General features: G+C 45.9%; 13 protein-coding genes. 6 read left to right on the top strand and 7 right to left on the bottom strand.

Annotated elements, in window-relative coordinates; genetic code table 11:
- Positions 1-157 precede the first annotated feature (157 nt).
- The 6 genes from ABD943_RS04445 to ABD943_RS04420 form a co-directional block, all read right to left on the bottom strand.
- A complete protein-coding gene (locus tag ABD943_RS04445) occupies positions 158-2,005 on the bottom strand; it encodes a S8 family peptidase (protein WP_345291970.1) in 1,848 nt (615 codons plus the stop codon).
- A gap of 599 nt (positions 2,006-2,604) precedes the next feature.
- Positions 2,605-3,948, bottom strand: a complete 1,344-nt coding sequence (gene hslU, locus ABD943_RS04440) for an ATP-dependent protease ATPase subunit HslU (protein WP_345291969.1) — start codon at positions 3,946-3,948, stop codon at positions 2,605-2,607.
- 77 nt (positions 3,949-4,025) lie between these two features.
- Entirely contained in the window at positions 4,026-4,565 is a 540-nt protein-coding gene (gene hslV, locus ABD943_RS04435; RefSeq protein WP_345291968.1) for an ATP-dependent protease subunit HslV, read from the bottom strand.
- Between the two features lie 211 nt (positions 4,566-4,776).
- The gene (locus tag ABD943_RS04430; RefSeq protein ID WP_345291967.1) at positions 4,777-5,352 is read right to left on the bottom strand and encodes a hypothetical protein; all 576 of its coding nucleotides are present in this window, start codon (positions 5,350-5,352) and stop codon (positions 4,777-4,779) included.
- Between the two features lie 41 nt (positions 5,353-5,393).
- A complete protein-coding gene (locus ABD943_RS04425; protein WP_345291966.1) occupies positions 5,394-5,963 on the bottom strand; it encodes an SPOR domain-containing protein in 570 nt (189 codons plus the stop codon).
- Between the two features lie 138 nt (positions 5,964-6,101).
- A complete protein-coding gene (locus ABD943_RS04420) occupies positions 6,102-8,294 on the bottom strand; it encodes a primosomal protein N' (protein WP_345291965.1) in 2,193 nt (730 codons plus the stop codon).
- A gap of 234 nt (positions 8,295-8,528) precedes the next feature.
- Here ABD943_RS04420 and ABD943_RS04415 point away from each other — a divergent pair, with 234 nt between their 5' ends.
- From ABD943_RS04415 to rpmE, 6 genes are all read left to right on the top strand, one after another.
- A complete protein-coding gene (locus tag ABD943_RS04415) occupies positions 8,529-8,861 on the top strand; it encodes a hypothetical protein (protein ID WP_345291964.1) in 333 nt (110 codons plus the stop codon).
- 406 nt (positions 8,862-9,267) lie between these two features.
- On the top strand, positions 9,268-9,807 hold the full coding sequence (locus tag ABD943_RS04410; protein ID WP_345291963.1) for a hypothetical protein: 540 nt from the start codon (positions 9,268-9,270) through the stop codon (positions 9,805-9,807).
- 25 nt (positions 9,808-9,832) lie between these two features.
- Positions 9,833-10,426, top strand: coding sequence for a hypothetical protein (locus ABD943_RS04405; protein WP_345291962.1), 594 nt, complete (start codon positions 9,833-9,835; stop codon positions 10,424-10,426).
- A 36-nt stretch (positions 10,427-10,462) separates the two neighbouring features.
- Positions 10,463-11,317, top strand: coding sequence for a fimbrial biogenesis chaperone (locus ABD943_RS04400; RefSeq protein WP_345291961.1), 855 nt, complete (start codon positions 10,463-10,465; stop codon positions 11,315-11,317).
- Between the two features lie 6 nt (positions 11,318-11,323).
- Positions 11,324-13,978 carry a hypothetical protein gene (locus ABD943_RS04395; RefSeq protein ID WP_345291960.1) on the top strand — a complete coding sequence of 885 codons (2,655 nt, stop codon included), beginning with the start codon at positions 11,324-11,326 and terminating at the stop codon, positions 13,976-13,978.
- A 162-nt stretch (positions 13,979-14,140) separates the two neighbouring features.
- Positions 14,141-14,353, top strand: coding sequence for a 50S ribosomal protein L31 (gene rpmE, locus ABD943_RS04390; protein ID WP_345291959.1), 213 nt, complete (start codon positions 14,141-14,143; stop codon positions 14,351-14,353).
- 112 nt (positions 14,354-14,465) lie between these two features.
- Here the strand turns inward: rpmE and ABD943_RS04385 are convergent, their stop codons facing one another.
- Complete coding sequence (locus tag ABD943_RS04385) at positions 14,466-17,012, bottom strand: penicillin-binding protein 1A (protein ID WP_345291958.1); 2,547 nt, start codon at positions 17,010-17,012, stop codon at positions 14,466-14,468.
- Positions 17,013-17,024: the final 12 nt, after the last annotated feature.

The raw sequence follows: 17,024 nt of genomic DNA, 5'->3' as shown, positions 1-17,024 counted from the left end.
TTTGATAACGAGTTGTTGGCGTTGGGTCGATTGTACCAGAGATAGGGCGTGAAACGTAAATCACATAATAGAGGTTGTGTATCCGTTAGACATAAAAAAGCCGACCCTAGGGCCGGCTTTCATCATCTATAAGTAAGATGAACTTAACGGGGTAGGATTATTCCCAAACAACGTTAAGTGTTACACCAGAGAACGTTTGGTATGCACGTAGGCTGATGTAGTAACGGTCTTGCGCAGGGTTAGAGATGTTACAAGTCTCTTCGTTGCCCCACTTGTATGGACGGCAGTCATACGCAGAAGTCGTTGGTTGTGAACCGCGACGTACGTATAAGTCAGCATCACCAGAACCGCCAGTAATAGTCGCTTGTAGTGAGCTCATACCTGCAGGAACGTCGATGTAGTAGTGTTTCCACTGACCGCTGCTCGCAGAAATGTTATTAACCGTCTCGTTACCGCCACTTGGTGGAGGAGGAGTGCTACCACCGTCATGGTTAGCTACAAGGCTAGCGTTTGAGTAGCTAGTGTAACCACGAACCATTACGTAGTAAGTACCTTCTTGAGCTGTGAAGTTACACGTCTCGCTGTTACCGTTACGGTATGGACGGCAATCGTAGCTTGAAGTTGTTGGAGCGCTACCGAACTTAACGTATAGGTCAGCATCACCAGAACCACCAGACATTTGGAAGTCAACCGAAGTTGCGCCCGCTGGTACGACGAATGTGAAGTCAGTTTCAGAGCCTTGAGCACCAGAGATAGTCTGAGCTACGCCGTTTTCTAACTCATTACCGCCTGGAGGTGGTGGTGGAGGTGTAGAACCGTCGAATAGGCTGTATAACAACAAGTTAGGTGAACCAGACTTAGCGTCGCTCACTTTACCTGGAGTTGCAGCGTCAAGTATAGCTTGAGTTACTTGGCTTACTGAAGCGTTAGGGTTGTCAGCTAAGTATAGAGCTGCAACACCTGCAACGTGTGGAGACGCCATCGACGTACCACTGATAGTGTTAGTACCACCGTTAGACCAAGTCGAAGTAATGCTTGAACCTGGTGCGTAGATGTCTAGACAGTTACCGTAGTTCGAGAAGCTTGAACGTGAATCACTAGAAGTCGTAGAACCTACAGTGATTGCGCTAGCTGCACGAGCTGGAGAGTAGTTACAAGCGTTTGAGTTGTCGTTACCCGCTGCTACAACGGTAGTAACACCAGCGTCAGTCAAACGTTGAACCGCTGCGTCAGTAGTGCTAGAAGCACCGCCGCCTAAACTCATGTTAGCAACCGCTGGTTTAACGTGGTTGTCAGCAACCCAATCCATACCTGCGATAACGCCAGAGTTAGAACCACTACCGTTACAACCTAGTACACGAACACCGTAAAGCGTTACGCCTTTAGCGATACCCCAAGTGCTACCACCTACAGTACCAGCTACGTGCGTACCGTGACCGTTACAGTCAGTCGCGTCGCCATCGTTATCAACCGTATCGATACCGCTGAATGAACGACCGCCGAAATCACTGTGAGTATTCAAGATACCCGTATCAATGATGTAAGCGTTAACGTTAGAAGCGTTAGTGTTGTAAGTGTAAGTGCCGCTTAAAGGTAGGTCGCGTTGATCTGAACGGTCGATACCCCAAGTTGCGTTGTTTTGAGTTGCGTTGATAGACATGATTTGGTCTTCTTCAACGATCTCAACGCTTGGATCTTGAGCGAGCTTTTGCGCTTGCTCTTCAGACATTTTATAAACACCGCCTTTTAGTACTGCTTTATAAGTACGAGTAACGCGTGCTTGGTATTTGTTAGAAAGTCTGTCGTTAACCATCTGGACAGCTTTTAAGTTCGCTTGAGAACTGAATAGACCTTCGTTCTCTTGAACAACGTTATCTTTAAGAACAACGATGTATTGTCCTTTGATTGCGTTTGATGGGACTTGCGCTGTTTTGAACTCACCAGCTTGAACGCCGATTGCTCCAGTCGCAAGTAGTACCCCTGTAACTACTTTAGTTAGTTTCATAGTTTGTTTAACCCCTTAGTGTTAATTTTTTATGACTCTTTTATTTCGAGCACTTGGACTGTATAAAAATTGACTTGTTAAAACAAACTAATTTATGCGAAAAGACTGTTTTGATTAGTAAATCTTGAGATTTATCACTTTTGTACATTGCGATACAAATCTGTGATTATTCGAAAAGGATTGCAAGGTCACTAGAATGTATTAAATATCAGTGAGTTACAGTGTCAAGAAGTGTAAGTTGTTGATTTCAGTATTTTGTTAGACATTCTCGCTTTAAAAAGAATTATCTTAGAATCAGACGTTGGACTACTCAGATACTGGAGTTTTGAGGCACTTTGATTAGTTCTATTAATGACTACCTTATTGTTAACGCCTAATAGTGGAGTGATATTGATTTCTTCATGGTTGTTAATAAAAAGCCGACCCTAGAGTCGGCTTAAGTGTGGAACAATGGGTTACACGTTTATTCCCAAACGACGTGTAACGTGACGCCTGAATATGATTGATAGGCGTATAAGCTAATGTATTGACTATAATACATAAAAAGGCCGGCTAAACCGGCCTTTAACTTAGGGGGACAAACTATCAAACGGATGTATTTAAAGGATAAATCGACTTAAATCTTCATCATCCGCCAGTTCAGATAATTGTTTGCTGACATAAGTTGAATCAATGGTGAGTAACTCATCGCTTTCACTCGCCTCAAAAGAGACTTCATCCAGCAAGCGCTCCATGACAGTGTGTAGACGACGTGCGCCAATGTTTTCAGTGGTCTCATTGACTTGGAAAGAGTATTCAGCGATTTTCTCGATACCATCCTCAGTGAACTCGATGGTTTTACCTTCTGTCGCTAATAAGGCTTGATACTGCTTAGTCAATGCTGCGTCTGGCTCAGTCAAGATACGTTTAAAGTCTTCCGGCGTTAACGCACGAAGTTCAACTCGGATCGGTAGACGACCTTGTAGCTCAGGGATCAGGTCTGACGGTTTGGACAAATGGAACGCGCCAGAAGCGATAAACAGAATGTGATCAGTTTTGATCATGCCGTACTTGGTATTGACCGTACAGCCTTCTACTAAAGGTAATAAGTCGCGCTGAACGCCTTCGCGTGAGACACCGCCTTCCTGGTTGTCGCTACGCTTAGTGACTTTGTCGATTTCATCGAGGAAGACGATACCGTGTTGCTCGACAGACTCAACGGCTTTAATCTTAAGCTCTTCCTGATCGATCATCTTTGCCGCTTCTTCTTCGGTCAGCATCTTGAGCGCGTCTTTCACTTTAACTTTACGCTTTTTACTTTTGCTCGGGCTCATGTTCTGGAACATGGATTGGAGCTGGTTGGTCATATCTTCCATGCCTGGAGGTGCCATAATATCGATCCCGACCGCCATCTGTGCAACATCAATCTCGATTTCTTTATCGTCCAAGTCGCCCTGACGAAGTTTCTTGCGGAACACCTGTCGCGCTGAAGAGTCTTCAGCTTTTGGTTTTTCTTCTTGATCCCATGCGGAGTCGGTCGATGATTGGCGGGCTGGAGGAAGCAAGGCATCCAGTACTTTTTCTTCAGCCGCATCTTGCGCGCGATTTTCAACTTTTGCCATTTCTTGTTCGCGTAGCATCTTGAAGGCTGCGTCCACTAAGTCGCGGATAATGGATTCAACGTCGCGACCAACATAACCGACTTCGGTAAACTTTGTGGCCTCAATTTTAATGAATGGCGCGTTGGCGAGTTTAGCCAAGCGACGCGCAATTTCAGTTTTACCGACACCGGTTGGGCCGATCATCAAAATATTTTTAGGGGTGATTTCATTACGCAAGCTTTCGTCGACTTGCATACGGCGCCAGCGGTTACGCAGGGCGATAGCCACCGAGCGTTTCGCTCCGCTTTGGCCGATAATGTGTTTGTCTAACTCATGGACAATTTCACGTGGTGTCATAGACATAATTAATTCTCTATATCAAATTTTGTTCTACATCAAATTCTGTCATTCCCACCTTCGCGGGAATAGCGGATAATGTTTTAGTAGGTTAATTCTTCGATGGTTTGATTGTGATTCGTATAAATACAAATATCACCGGCTATGGTTAAGCCAGTTTCGACAATCTCGCGCGCATCCAATTCCGTTTTTTGCAGTAAAGCTTTCGCTGCGGATTGAGCAAATGCGCCACCAGAACCGATTGCGATTAAGTCATCTTCAGGTTGGATCACATCGCCATTACCCGTGATGACCAATGAATGCTCTTTATCGGCTACCGCTAATAAAGCTTCTAATTTGCGCAGGGCGCGATCGGTACGCCAGTCCTTGGCTAGTTCAACCGCTGCGCGCATAAGTTTACCGCCATGAGACTCTAATTTGGCTTCAAAGCGTTCAAATAACGTAAAAGCATCAGCGGTTCCTCCAGCGAAACCTGCGATAACTTGGTCGTTGTATAAGCGACGTACTTTGCGAGCATTACCTTTCATAATGGTATTGCCGAGGGAAACCTGACCGTCGCCACCGATGACGACTTTTCCATTGCGACGCACCGATAAAATGGTGGTTCCACGATATTGTTCCAAAATCAGCTCCGGAGTTTTGTTCTTCGTTATTCAGCTAAATGGGGGCTGGGAGGGGTAATTCAAGGACAGATTGCGCGGATTTTGAGCTTAAAATGTTGCAGAGTATTAATTGATAAAGAAGGGATGGAGAGTGAGGTTGGTGGCTTCGATTGCTAATGATAGTTAACAAACGAAACCAGATTTATGAGTACAAGCCGACGGTAGGTTTTTACTACAGCGAAAGATTAAGGACTATTTCACTTCCGTCTTGCTTCTTTTCCACGGAGCCAAGTGCTACACGCGTATAGAGTCCGGGCTTGGAGTTTTCATCAAAAAACTTCATTAATTGGGATATTTCCGGGTTGGTATTGGCTCCAGCTGAAATATTGGCTTTCAGCTGACAACTATTGGCTTCACATTGAACATCTGAAACCTGAGTTGTGTTCTTGCCAGAATTAAAGAAATGGACAAGGTTAGTGACGTAATTACCGCGTTCATAATCGGTGGCTGGAATCACTTTTTCTTGGTAAGTGGCGGTGGTGGACTCAGTTGCTGCTTGCTGTAACTGTGCAATTTGTTGGTCTTTAGTTTCTAACTCTTTTTGCAAAAGCTGAGTTTTCTGTTGTTCTTTTGCCAAAGCTTGTTTGAGCGAGCTGTTATCTTCGCTTGATGTTGTCTCTAGTTGTTCGCTGGAGGCTTTTGGGGCGTGTTTGATTGGAATAAGTTTATGGCCAACATAATAACCAATGCAGTAAGCCACTCCAAATGTAACCGCCAGCAACACGATGGCCTGTAATACCTTTTTCATAAAGACTCCTTTAAACGTTCTTGTGTACTATCTTTTTTGAATTACCAAATTTGGCAGGTCTGATAGTTGTTGTTTTGTAATTTATGGCGGTCGCTCTCAGCGGTACGTTTGCTGTTGTAAGGGCCAAGTCGAACTCGATGCCATTCGCCTTTACTGAGTACTGTGGCTTGGAAGCCGATGAACGCGAGCTCGGCTTTCATGCGCTCAGCATCGGCAAGCTGCTTAAAAGCACCACACTGCATAATGTAAGTTTTATTGCTGTCGGTAGTTTTGGGCTTGGTAATGTCTACATTTACTTTCTTATTGGTGAGAGCCTCATGGTAGGTAAACTCGGTACCTTTGTCCTCAGTCTCGTCTGTTGTCTCTTCTTTATCAGTAGCTACGGCTGACTGGTCGGTTTGTGCCACAGGCTGCTTGTCATCAGAAACTAGTTCTTTCAACACATCAGGCTTTTTTACGATAGCCCACAAAAACACCGCGAATAGGGTGATTAAAATACCACTGATGAATACCACGATAGGAGACATTGGCTTTTTAGAAGCCGTCTTGGTCGGGGTGCGCGTATTGGTTTTGTTTCTAGTGCGCTTACGCTTGGCGTAATCTTTGGTCATGTTTTCGCTCTAAGGGTATCAGTATCAATGGTGCAAGGCGCCAAAGGCATTTCGAGGTATTTTAAGCCCTGTGCCAAGGAAGTCCAACGGCAACTGTTGGAAAAGCTAAAAAATATGAGACTGGCTAGACAACAATGGTTAAAAGACCTCCTGTGGATCGACGTCAATCGACCAGCGAACTTTGCGTGAGCTCGGAAGTTGCTCGAGTGATGGAGTGATCGGCGTTAGGGCTTGCTGTAGTACTTTACGCTGGCTGTGCTGTACCATTAACTGAGCTCGCATTTTTCCCGCGCGCTTAGGCATCGGCGCAGGAAAGGGCCCGAATACCGTGAGCTGAGTGTGATTAAGCTGCTGTTTGACTTCGTTGAGGAAGGTCATTGGCATTTCAAGAGTATTCGCTTCGGCACGAAAAATGGCCATCGCTGCAAACGGTGGAAGCAGTGCCTCTTCACGCTCCTGCAGCACTTTGTCACTGAGCGTTTGATAATCCTGAGTAAAGAGGTTGACCAGTAACGGGTGGTCGGGGTGATGTGACTGAATCACAACTTCACCTTTCATGCCTTTCGAACGTCCGGCTCGCCCAGCAACTTGAGTTAATAGTTGGGCGGTGCGCTCTGTGGCGCGGAAGTCTGCGCTAAATAAACAACCATCGGTGTCGACGACCCCCACTAAAGACAGTTTAGGGAAGTGATGGCCTTTGGCCAGCATTTGGGTGCCGATTAAAATATCAATGTCATCATTTTTAATGGCTTGGACAATGTCTTGCATCGAGTCTTTGCGTCGTGTGCTGTCACGATCGACGCGGGCGACGGTATGCTCTGGAAACAGCGCCTTTAATGCTTCTTCTAACCGCTCTGTACCAAGCCCAACCGGGTTGAGTTGGGGGGATTGACATTCCGGGCACCGTTTCGGCGTGAAGACTTGCTTGTCACAATGATGGCAATGCAAGCGTTTAAAGCGCTGATGATAAGTCATGTGGCGATCGCAGCGTTGGCAGTCAGCGATCCAGCCGCATTCATGGCACATTAACGTGGGAGCAAAACCACGCCGATTGAGAAAGATCATGCACTGTTGGCCCAGCTCTAAGTGCTGCCTCATGGCGTCGATGAGTGGCTGCGATAAACCTTGATTCAGGTGGCGTTGGCGCACATCCAGCACTTTAATATGCGGAGGCTTTGCTTCACCGGCGCGCTTAGTTAGACGCAGTAACGCCAGCTTACCTTGTTTGACGTTATGCAGTGACTCCATTGATGGCGTTGCGCTCCCCAAAACAACGGGAAGGTCTTCGTACTGGGCCCTGACTATGGCAAGATCACGGGCCGAATACCGAAAACCATCTTGTTGTTTGTAGGAGAGATCATGTTCCTCATCGACAATAATCAGGCCTGGCTCAGCCAAAGGCGTAAACAGCGCGGAGCGTGTGCCAATAATAATAGACAGTTGACCTTGTCGAGCTTTGAGCCAAATGTTCAAACGTTGTTTGTCGGTCAGCCCTGAATGGAGCATCGCGATGGGTACATTAAAGCGTCGCTCGATCCGTTTGACGGTTTGGGGCGTTAGTCCGATTTCTGGTACCAGTAACAGGACTTGCTTTTTATTACGCAACGTCTGCTCGATGAGTTGCATGTAAATTTCTGTTTTGCCGCTACCGGTGACACCATCAATCAAGAATCCCTTAAAGCTTCCCAGGTGAGGACTGATGGTTTCTACGGCTGCCGCTTGCTCAGCATTGAGTTCGAGCTTTTGCTCATAGTCAGGGCTGGGTTCATAAATACTGTGTGTGTCTTTGGTTTCTTTAACCAGCCACCCTTTCTCCTCAAAGGTTTTGAGGTAAGACGGCGTAAAGTCATGTTGACTGAGCAGAGGTTCATCAATTAACCCGCTGTGCTCTTGGCAGAGCTGGAACAGTTGTTGTTGCTTAACGGCATTTTTACGCAAGGTTGGAATTGCTTGCTCCCCAGCCAACGTGAGTCGCCACTGCCACTCCGGCTCTAGCTCGGCAGCCTCACCTTTTTTCAGTAATGTCGGCAGGCAACTGGAGAAAACTTCACCTATAGGGTGTTGGTAGTAATTGGCTGAAAACCGGATGAGTTTAAAGATAGAGTCCGGAAGTAAGGGCTTACTATCAATGATTCTTTTTATATGCTTTAGTTTATTGAGGGGGATATCCGTCGTCGTATCAGAAGAAAGTACCGTAGCGACCAAAGATTGACGACCAAAAGGAACTTCTACTCTACCTCCTGTTACCGGTGCTGCCCCCGTATAAAGGTAATCGAATGTTCTTCTCAGCGGTGTTGGTACCGCAAGCTTTACTACCTTTTGATGCTGCATGGGAATCGTTTGATGGGACGTTAAGACAAAGGATAGGGACTGTTACCAATGTTGGCAACTCAAAATAAAGAATTCTTTGAGTAAAAATAAGGTCGGGCGATGACGGTCTTCTTCCTGGTCGGACTTGTGATTGTAAGAATATCTGATAGTGTATGGCTCTAACAAGATTTTCTAATGCAAAAACAATAAAAGAACAAGATATACTAATTCTAATCAAGTGAGGAGGGGAGTTGTATGAAAATAGGTGGTATAGCGTTTTTGGCTGGACTAGCTGTAGCTGTTATTGGTGCCTTCATTGAGGTCAGCTGGTTTCCGCTATTATTGGTGGTGATTGGGTTGGTTGTCGGCTTGCTGAATGTATCTGGCAGTGAAACTAAGGGGTTCCTTATTGCTTGTATAGCATTTTTAATGGCTTCAACAGCGATCTATCCTTTAGAAGATGCGCTCAATAGCTTCGCCGGTGTAGGTAACATTATTGGCAATATAATGCACAATATTGGTTATATGGTCGGAGCCGCTACTTTGATTGTCGCTATTAAAGCTTTATTCGATATGGGGAAAGATTAATAAGAATAACGAGTTATAAAAGCAATAATAGGTAATCTTAAGCGGCTTAGGCCGCTTTTTTTACGTCTTCTCTATCAGCATACCCTTCAATAAAGACAATAACAGCTCTTTCAGTTGAGCCGCAAATCGATAAAAGTGACAAAAAATGTCAGCATTTGTCGAAAATTTATACAGCTTTTATCCCTACACCCCCTTGTAATGCATAAATGAAACCTTTAGAGTTACCGCAGATTATATCAGATATTTCTGTAACTTGTTGATCTATGCTGCTTTCAAAGGGTTGCAATGCATATCTGATTAAAAAGTGATCAAAAAAATGCAGATATGACTTACATTTTGAGCAATATGTGTGATAGAGTTCACATCCATTGCTTGGTAAGCAATTTAAATTTTATAGGGGAGTAATATGAATTTCTTAAAAAAATCTCTGTTTTTAGTAGGACTAGCTACGGGGTTTATCGCTTCAACATCTTCACAAGCGGCTAACTTAGACGTAGATGTTGATGTCACAATTCCTGACGTATTGATTTTATACGCGTACACAGACATTGACTTAGATTTCGCTGCGGGTGAGTTTGCAGCCTTATTGGATGCTAACTGTACGACTGATGACTGTGCTTCAGCCATCACTGCTGCTGAAGCTGGTTCAATTGCTTCTGGTGCTGTTGATTTAGGTATTACACCTGCAGCTACTGGTACAACGGCAAACATCGCAATCCAAAACAGCTGGGCAGTACGTGCGCTAGGTTACGGTACTTTTAACGCCTCTGTTACTGATAACGGCAGTGAATCAGCAGTTTCAAACTTGGTTATTTCACCAGCAACGGGTACGCCTTCAATGACAGCGACAGCAGGTGATGTTTCGTTTGATGTTGATTTAACGTCTAGTGATTTGGATGATGGCTTGCTACAAGCTAACTACACTATCACTGTAACTGGTTCGTAATTCAACTCGATTATCGAGAAGAGTGATGAATAGTTTACGGAAAAAGCCGAGCCTTTTGCGTTCGGCTTTTTTTGTACTGGCCATCGGCTTTTTATTACCTCAGGCTGAAGGCGCTATTAGTTGTGCTGGTAACCAGTTCGCGGACTCGGTGTCCCGAGCTGAAGTTTCTGGTGTTAACGGTGGTGGCCCCGAGCAATCTTCTGCTTTGTCAGCAACTCAAAATAATACCCTGATCAATCAACGGGTGGACTTAAACATTTCGTTTGATATTAATGCGATGTCTTCAGGCCTAGTGGTTGCTGAGAGCGCTGACTGGGTATGGCAGTTATCCGCTGAAAACAAAGATAAATTGAAAGGCAGTATTGTCGCTGACTATCAATTTAATTCAATGGGTGGCCCTGACAAAATTTGTTCGAGTAGTAATTCCTGTCTGGATATCCTGAATGTACAAACTAACGTTGCCCATACTCGAAGAAAAAATGGTCGAGTTATCTTCGCTGAAGGTAGGGTTATATTAACCTTAGATCTATCACAAGCGATAGATGCTGGTGCCTACAAAGCGGATGTGACCATTTCCTTACACCATAATAGTACTGCTAACCCATCACTTTGTCCCTAAGCTAGGTTTTAGACTGCCGTAGAGAAGGTTCTATACATGACTCAATTAGTGAACACCATTTATGTCACCTTATTATTGTTAAGTGTTACAGCAGTGAATGCTGCTGAGCAATCGAGCCTACAACCGCAGTTAGCGATTTCTCCGTCTCGTGTTGTGATTGAACCCGAAGCGGTGAAAGGGACGCAGAGCGTGACGGTTTTAAATTTAGGAGCAAGACCTTTACAGGTTGAAGTTTCGGTTCAGAACTGGGACTTTGATGAGCACAATAATTACAGAGCCTTACCGCCAACGCCGCAAAGTCTCGATCAATGGTTAATCATTAATCCAGTTCGGTTGACGGTTCCGCCAAAAGGCCAACAAACCGTGCGGATGGCGATTAGACCTAAAGCAAAGCCAGAAGACGGTGAGCATCGTGCCATGGTCTTTTTTAGGCAAGTGCCCTCTGCAGAAGCTAAAGGTGTTAATGTTCAGTTCAATATTGGTGTACCAGTTTACGCTTTCTTTGGTGATGTTAAGCGTGAAGCGACTTTGCACTCGCTGGCCTACGATAAGACAAGCCAGTCATTGAGTTTTGATATTACAAGCTCTGGCAACGCTTACGTCAGACCGGGAGGCTACTTTTTTATCCTTGAAAAGAGCGATGACGCAGACGGGCAAATCTTACAGCGACTTAATGTTGAAACTGGTGAAGTTAAAGGCGATAAGCCTTTAGCATCGGGCAAAATATCATCAAAACCTGTTTTTGCTGGAGAGCGTCGGACGGTGGATGTCGCTCTGCCCATGAATGAGCGGCCAGATAGTCAATTGCCGGAAGAGTATTTGTTAGCAATCAAGGTCGATGTTGCGGGCACTCTTTACGAAAAAGTCTATCGAGTTCAAAAAGATAAGTAGATAGCCATGCCACGATTAGGGACACAGTTAATCATAGGGATTGCCTGTTTAGGCTTGCCTCTGTGTGCCTGGGCAAAACCGGCCCCGCGGCAAAACGTTGAGAATGAAGAAGCTTACTTGGCTTATCATAGCCCCCGCCAACTCGATAGTGGGCTCTTTCAAAATGCCTGGGAAGCAAGCGGTTCCGCCTCTGGACATTCGTTCGGTTACGAAAAGATTCTGGTAGGACTGGAAGTTCGTGGCAAAGAGCTGATTGCGCTTGATATTGTTAAATCTGAAACCGACTACTTAATTCCTATAGAGCAAGTGTTTCCCGTCATTGGCGCTAGCTTTGAGTTAGAGCAGGGAATTTTGACGGTGACAGTTCCTGGGGCCACTGTTGAAATATCCGCTCGTCATACCTATCGTATTGATGGCCAGCTTTGGATGGGGTTAAGTGTTCTTAATGAATACCTCAGGGTTAATGGCCGTTTTGATCCAACGAAATATGCTTTAACCTTTGTTCCACCATGGGGCGATGAAAAGAAACAACAGCCCACTGCCAGAACGGTTCCAGAAGACAGTATCGATTACCGCCCTGATAGCTTCAGTTTACGCCAATTCCGCTTATCGCATGAAGTCGATGCTAAAAAGGAAGGCGGGCCTCTGGATTTTGAGCCTCAAAGCGAGCGTAGTGACATCCTTGGTAGTGGTGCTGCTGCGGGCGGCTCGTGGTTGATCGAGGCTGAAAAGTCAGCGGGAAGCGATTGGCGCTTAGATGAGTACTTTTGGTTAAAACGTACTGAGCGCTCGCAATGGCTGTTGGGCAAACAAACCATTAGTCCTTCGGTCGTCGCGCCAACGGTGACGGTGACAGGCGCACAGTATTTTTATAGTAATCAAGACATTCCATACGACCCTTATCAGGATATCAGCCAATCCCGCTTTTTCAGGGAGCTGGGTTCTTCGGTGCAAAAGATTCGTGGAACCGCAGAGCCGGGCGCTATCGCTCAACTGTATGTCAATAATCAGGTGGTGGGTGAAACCTTTGTGCGTTTGGATGGGACTTATGACTTCGGCGAAGTGCGATCTGAGTCAGGACTCTTTAATGAGATAGAGGTGGTTATTCTTGATGCCGTGAACCGAACAGAGCTTGAGCGTCAAAACAAAACCCGAGTGAGCTCCGACAGTTTGTTGAATAAAGGGCAAATGGTCACCAGCGCTGCTTTGGGTAAAAAGGGTAATTGGTTAGATCCTGACTTTGATGATGAAGGCGAGGCCGGGATGTTCCTGTATCGCTACGGTTTAACCGACGAGACGACGGTGGAAGCGGGCTATTTGTTGGATGAGGTTGACACCAAAACGGCTGGTATTGCTTCGTCACTTGGCAGTCATTTTGTGGGTGCTTATCGAAGTGCTTGGCGTAATGATGCGACTACACAGCAGTTGGAGTTGGATGGCACCGGAGAGAGCTGGCGTTTGACGACCTTCGTTCGCGAGCAAGAAGCTGGCTTCTCTGAACAAGAGGTTACCGATACGACGACAGCTAACGGTTACTTCTACTATACGCCCGATCCCAGTTTACGGTTGGAGTTAATCGGGCGCTACCAAGATCGCGGTATTGACGAAGATAGAGTCAGTTTTGTTAAGCCGGGTGTATTTTACAGCCCGACCAATCACTTATCAGTTGCGATGAGACCGGATTTTGACGGCTCTTATCGTACTGAGTTGTACTATCGTCCAGATGAGGACTCGCGCTTTCGCGTGACGCATAAGCCGGATGAGCAAACCATTCGCTTTGACCACAGCTTTAATCCAAGGTATCAAGGTTACATGTCGGGGCGCATGTACAAAGGTACGATTGGAGACAGAAACTACCAAAATACTATCATTGAGTCCGCGGCTGGTTTTTATTGGCAGCCGGAGGATTGGACCCGTTATGACCGTTTCCGTTTTGAGTTTAATCACTCCAATCAGTATGGTGCTGGATTTTTTGCAGAATATCGAACACAAGTGATGTCTGGGGTATTCCTTGATTTGCGTTTGCGTAATGCCGATCCGCAGTTTGATGGCGGCTTTTCAGCATTTGCACGGATTTCAATGGATTTTGCGATTGCAGGAGATCGGCTTGTTCCAGCGACTCGTCGTAACAGTTATGACACGCAAGGGACGATTGCTGGCACCTTGAACACTGGCAGTGATCAGTGTGATATTGAGCATGTTAGTGTGTTGATTAACGGTATTAATTATAAAGTGCCGGTACAGGACTGTACCTTTTACCTAGAGCGGGTGACACCGGGGATACACAGGGTGTCATTGGATGGAGAGTTTTTGCCGATTGAGTTAGTGCCGGATAGTCAAAGCTACATCGTTGAAGTGGGCTCCTCTGCCGTGACGCGTATTGATTTTGATGTACAGGCAAAATACAGCGCAGCCGGACAAGTTATAGCGACTGATGGTGAGCCAGCTCTGAATCATAAAGTAGTGCTTCTGAGCGCTGATGATGAAGTGATGACGACGACCTATAGCGATCAGTTTGGCTACTTCCGAGTCGATGGCTTAGTTAATGGCCGTTATCGGCTACAGGCCATTGATAATCAAGGAAATGTTGTGTCTCAGCGAGATTTTGAGATTACTGGTGACTTCCTGTTCGATGTCAATCTGACTATCCCAGCAAAGTAATATCGGAGCCTAGAAATCAAGGGCTCAATACTTGATCTTAGTGGTGATGGCGCGTATGATCGCGCTTCCTAAATATTTGAGTGGTGTTTGGCGTAGCAGGCTTCTAATGATTGAGGTTAGCGCTATAGCCCAAATGGCGACTCCAATGAAGAGAGATGAATTATGAAACAAGGTATCCACCCAGAATACAAAGCGATCAAAGCAACGTGCAGTTGTGGCAACGTTATTGAAGTTGGTTCAGCTGGCGCTGACATCAGCTTGGACGTATGTTCTGAATGTCACCCATTCTATACTGGTAAGCAGAAAATGGTTGATTCAGGCGGTCGTGTTGATCGTTTCCGTAAGCGTTTCGGTAGCCGTTCACTTAACAAGTAATCGCTACAGCACTTACGAGACATATCTTACGAGATATTATCAATACAAAAAAAGCACCTTCACGGTGCTTTTTTTGTGCCTGGGATTTGTGTCTGGAATTACAGTAGGGCGGCTAGAAAATAGATTCTGCTTCAGGCTCAGGTTGTGGCGTATCGTCCTCCTGCTCTATTTCCTGTTCCCCTTCTTGTAGCGAGTCTATCAGTTGATCGAGCTGCTCTTGATCGAGATCTTGTGGTGCTTGGTTCGACTCTTCTGAACCATTGCCATTGTAGAGTTGCCCGTAGTCGGTAGTAGCCTGGCTGACTTCGGAAGGAATATTATCGTCACGGAAATATTCAAATATGGCATTTTGTTGACCTAAAGCGGCTAGCTTACCCGTTTCTGGATCGATTTTAGCGGACACCACTCCAGGCGGCTGAATAATTTCTTGCTCAGGCACGCCTGATAGAGCTTTTTCCATAAATGAAGCCCAGATAGGCAGGGCTGCCTTGCCACCATACTCATAACGCCCCAGACTGCGGCGATGGTCAGAGAACCCCATCCATGCGCTAGCGACGAGTTTATCATTGAAGCCTGAGAACCAAGCATCCTTGTAATCATTCGCGGTACCCGTTTTACCAGCTAAGTCGTGACGTTCCAGTAGTGAGCTGTTACGACGGCGCAGTTGCGTGGTTGCCGTACCGCTATGAATGACATCTTTCATCATGTCATAAAGGATGAAAGCGTCACGCGGGTCGATAACTTCCTGAGCAATTTTGTTCTCTGGCAGTGGTAACTCTGGGTAATTGCGAATTTCAGGATTGTATTTCGCGTTACGGATCTGATTATTAATACGAATTTGCTCGCACTCGTCACAAACCACTTTAGGCGTTGCTTGATATAAAATATCACCGTAGGAAGTGGTGACTTGGTCGATGTAATAAGGTTCGACTTGGTAGCCGCCGTTGGCCAGCACCGCATAAGCCGTTGCCATTTCGAGTGGCGTAAAGCTCGCTGTACCTAGGGCCAATGACTGGTAGGGATTCATGTGTTCATCAGGTAAGCCGATCTTGACTAAAAAGTCTTCGGCGTACGCTGGACCTATGCTGTCAATCAAGCGTGTCGAAATGGTGTTGATCGAGCGTTTTAGACCTACTCGAAGCCGTGTAGGCCCATTGTATTTAAGATTGTCGTTTTGTGGGCGCCAAACTTCGTCAATTTCATTATTCACTTTGACGTAAGGGGCATCGTTGACCAAGCTCGCAGGGGTAAAGCCTTTGGCGAACGCAGCACCATAAATAAAAGGTTTGATGTTTGATCCTGGTTGGCGTCGGGCTTGTGTGACGAGGTTAAATTTGTTGGTTGAGTAGTCAAAGCCACCAACTAAGGAAGTGATGCCACCGTCTTTTGAGCGAATGGATACAAAACCCGCAGAGGCCTCGGGAATTTGGCTTAACTGCCACTTTTCACCGTCGACGTTTAGAATTCGCACCAGATCACCAGCTGTCGCGACCTCGGCAGCGATCTCGGGTTTGCTGCCAATGCGGCTGTCGCTGATAAACTTTGCTGCCCATTCTAGGCCCGCCCAATCAATGGTTATTTCTTGCCCTTGGCGATTTAAGACTGTGATGCTTTGCTCTTCAACCTCTAATACGATGGCTGGCTGAAGATTGGCGATTACTGGCGTATCACTGAGAATCTGGAGCAGTTGTCGAGTGTCTGTGTTGGCAAAGTCTTCTATTTGTAGTTCAGGTCCTTTATAACCATGACGTCGATCATACTCAAGAAGCCCCTCTCTCAGGGCCTGATTAGCAATCTTTTGATGGTTCGAGTTGATGGTGGTAACAATATCCAATCCATGGTTGTATGCAATGTCACGCCCAAAGCGATTAATCACATCCAACCTGACCATCTCAGCGACATAAGCCGCATTAATGTCTAAGTCTGCCCCGTGCTTTTTAGCACTGAGCGGGGTTTCTACTGCGAGCTGGTAGATATCTTGATCAATATAACCTTCGCCAAGCATTCGACTCAGCACGAGGTTACGACGCCCCAGTGCACGCTCAGGGTTCGAGATAGGGTTATAAGCTGACTCACCTTTTAGTAGTCCGGCCATCATTGCCGCTTCTGGTAAGGTTAACTCGCTGAGGTGCTTGCCGTAGTAAACTTCGGAGGCGGCGGCTAAGCCGTAAGCGCGGTGGCTGAAATGAACCTTGTTGGTATAAAGTTCAAGGATTTGCTCTTTGGATAACTCCTGTTCCATGCGCACAGCTAGAAACATCTCGATCAATTTTCGTTTAAGACGTTGGTCACGCGTTAGGAACATGTTACGCGCCGTCTGCATGGTTAAAGTACTGGCACCTTCTGAGAATTCACCGGTAGTAAGCGCTACCTTCATGACACGTAATAGGCCCTTGAAATCGACGCCGCTGTGTTCATAAAAGCGCTGATCTTCGGTTGAAATCAATGCATTGATGAAGTTGTCAGGGATCTGCTCAAAACTAACCGGCTCACGTCTAACGTCACCAAACTCACCGATAATTTTGCCATCTTCCGTGAAGATCCTCATTGGGGTTTGTAATTTTACATTCTTCAAAGAGTCTATTTCTGGCACTTGCGGAGTCGCATAGAGAAAAGCACCAAGAATCGTCATAACCACAAATATTGTGATAAAAATCACAAATAGGGCCAA

Source organism: Kangiella marina (assembly GCF_039541235.1).
GTDB lineage: Bacteria > Pseudomonadota > Gammaproteobacteria > Enterobacterales > Kangiellaceae > Kangiella > Kangiella marina.
The sequence above is the reverse complement of the archived record's forward strand: the minus strand, read 5'-3'. Positions and strand labels throughout refer to the sequence as shown.

Bases quoted from the DNA above. Each gene is read 5' to 3' on its own strand.
- ABD943_RS04425 (WP_345291966.1), bottom strand. From the start codon at position 5,963: ATGACCAAAGATTACGCCAAGCGTAAGCGCACTAGAAACAAAACCAAT.
- ABD943_RS04430 (WP_345291967.1), bottom strand. From the start codon at position 5,352: ATGAAAAAGGTATTACAGGCCATCGTGTTGCTGGCGGTTACATTTGGA.
- rpmE (WP_345291959.1), top strand. From the start codon at position 14,141: ATGAAACAAGGTATCCACCCAGAATACAAAGCGATCAAAGCAACGTGC.
- ABD943_RS04400 (WP_345291961.1), top strand. From the start codon at position 10,463: ATGACTCAATTAGTGAACACCATTTATGTCACCTTATTATTGTTAAGT.
- ABD943_RS04395 (WP_345291960.1), top strand. From the start codon at position 11,324: ATGCCACGATTAGGGACACAGTTAATCATAGGGATTGCCTGTTTAGGC.
- ABD943_RS04405 (WP_345291962.1), top strand. From the start codon at position 9,833: ATGAATAGTTTACGGAAAAAGCCGAGCCTTTTGCGTTCGGCTTTTTTT.
- hslU (WP_345291969.1), bottom strand. From the start codon at position 3,948: ATGTCTATGACACCACGTGAAATTGTCCATGAGTTAGACAAACACATT.
- ABD943_RS04410 (WP_345291963.1), top strand. From the start codon at position 9,268: ATGAATTTCTTAAAAAAATCTCTGTTTTTAGTAGGACTAGCTACGGGG.
- ABD943_RS04445 (WP_345291970.1), bottom strand. From the start codon at position 2,005: ATGAAACTAACTAAAGTAGTTACAGGGGTACTACTTGCGACTGGAGCA.
- ABD943_RS04415 (WP_345291964.1), top strand. From the start codon at position 8,529: ATGAAAATAGGTGGTATAGCGTTTTTGGCTGGACTAGCTGTAGCTGTT.
- ABD943_RS04420 (WP_345291965.1), bottom strand. From the start codon at position 8,294: ATGCAGCATCAAAAGGTAGTAAAGCTTGCGGTACCAACACCGCTGAGA.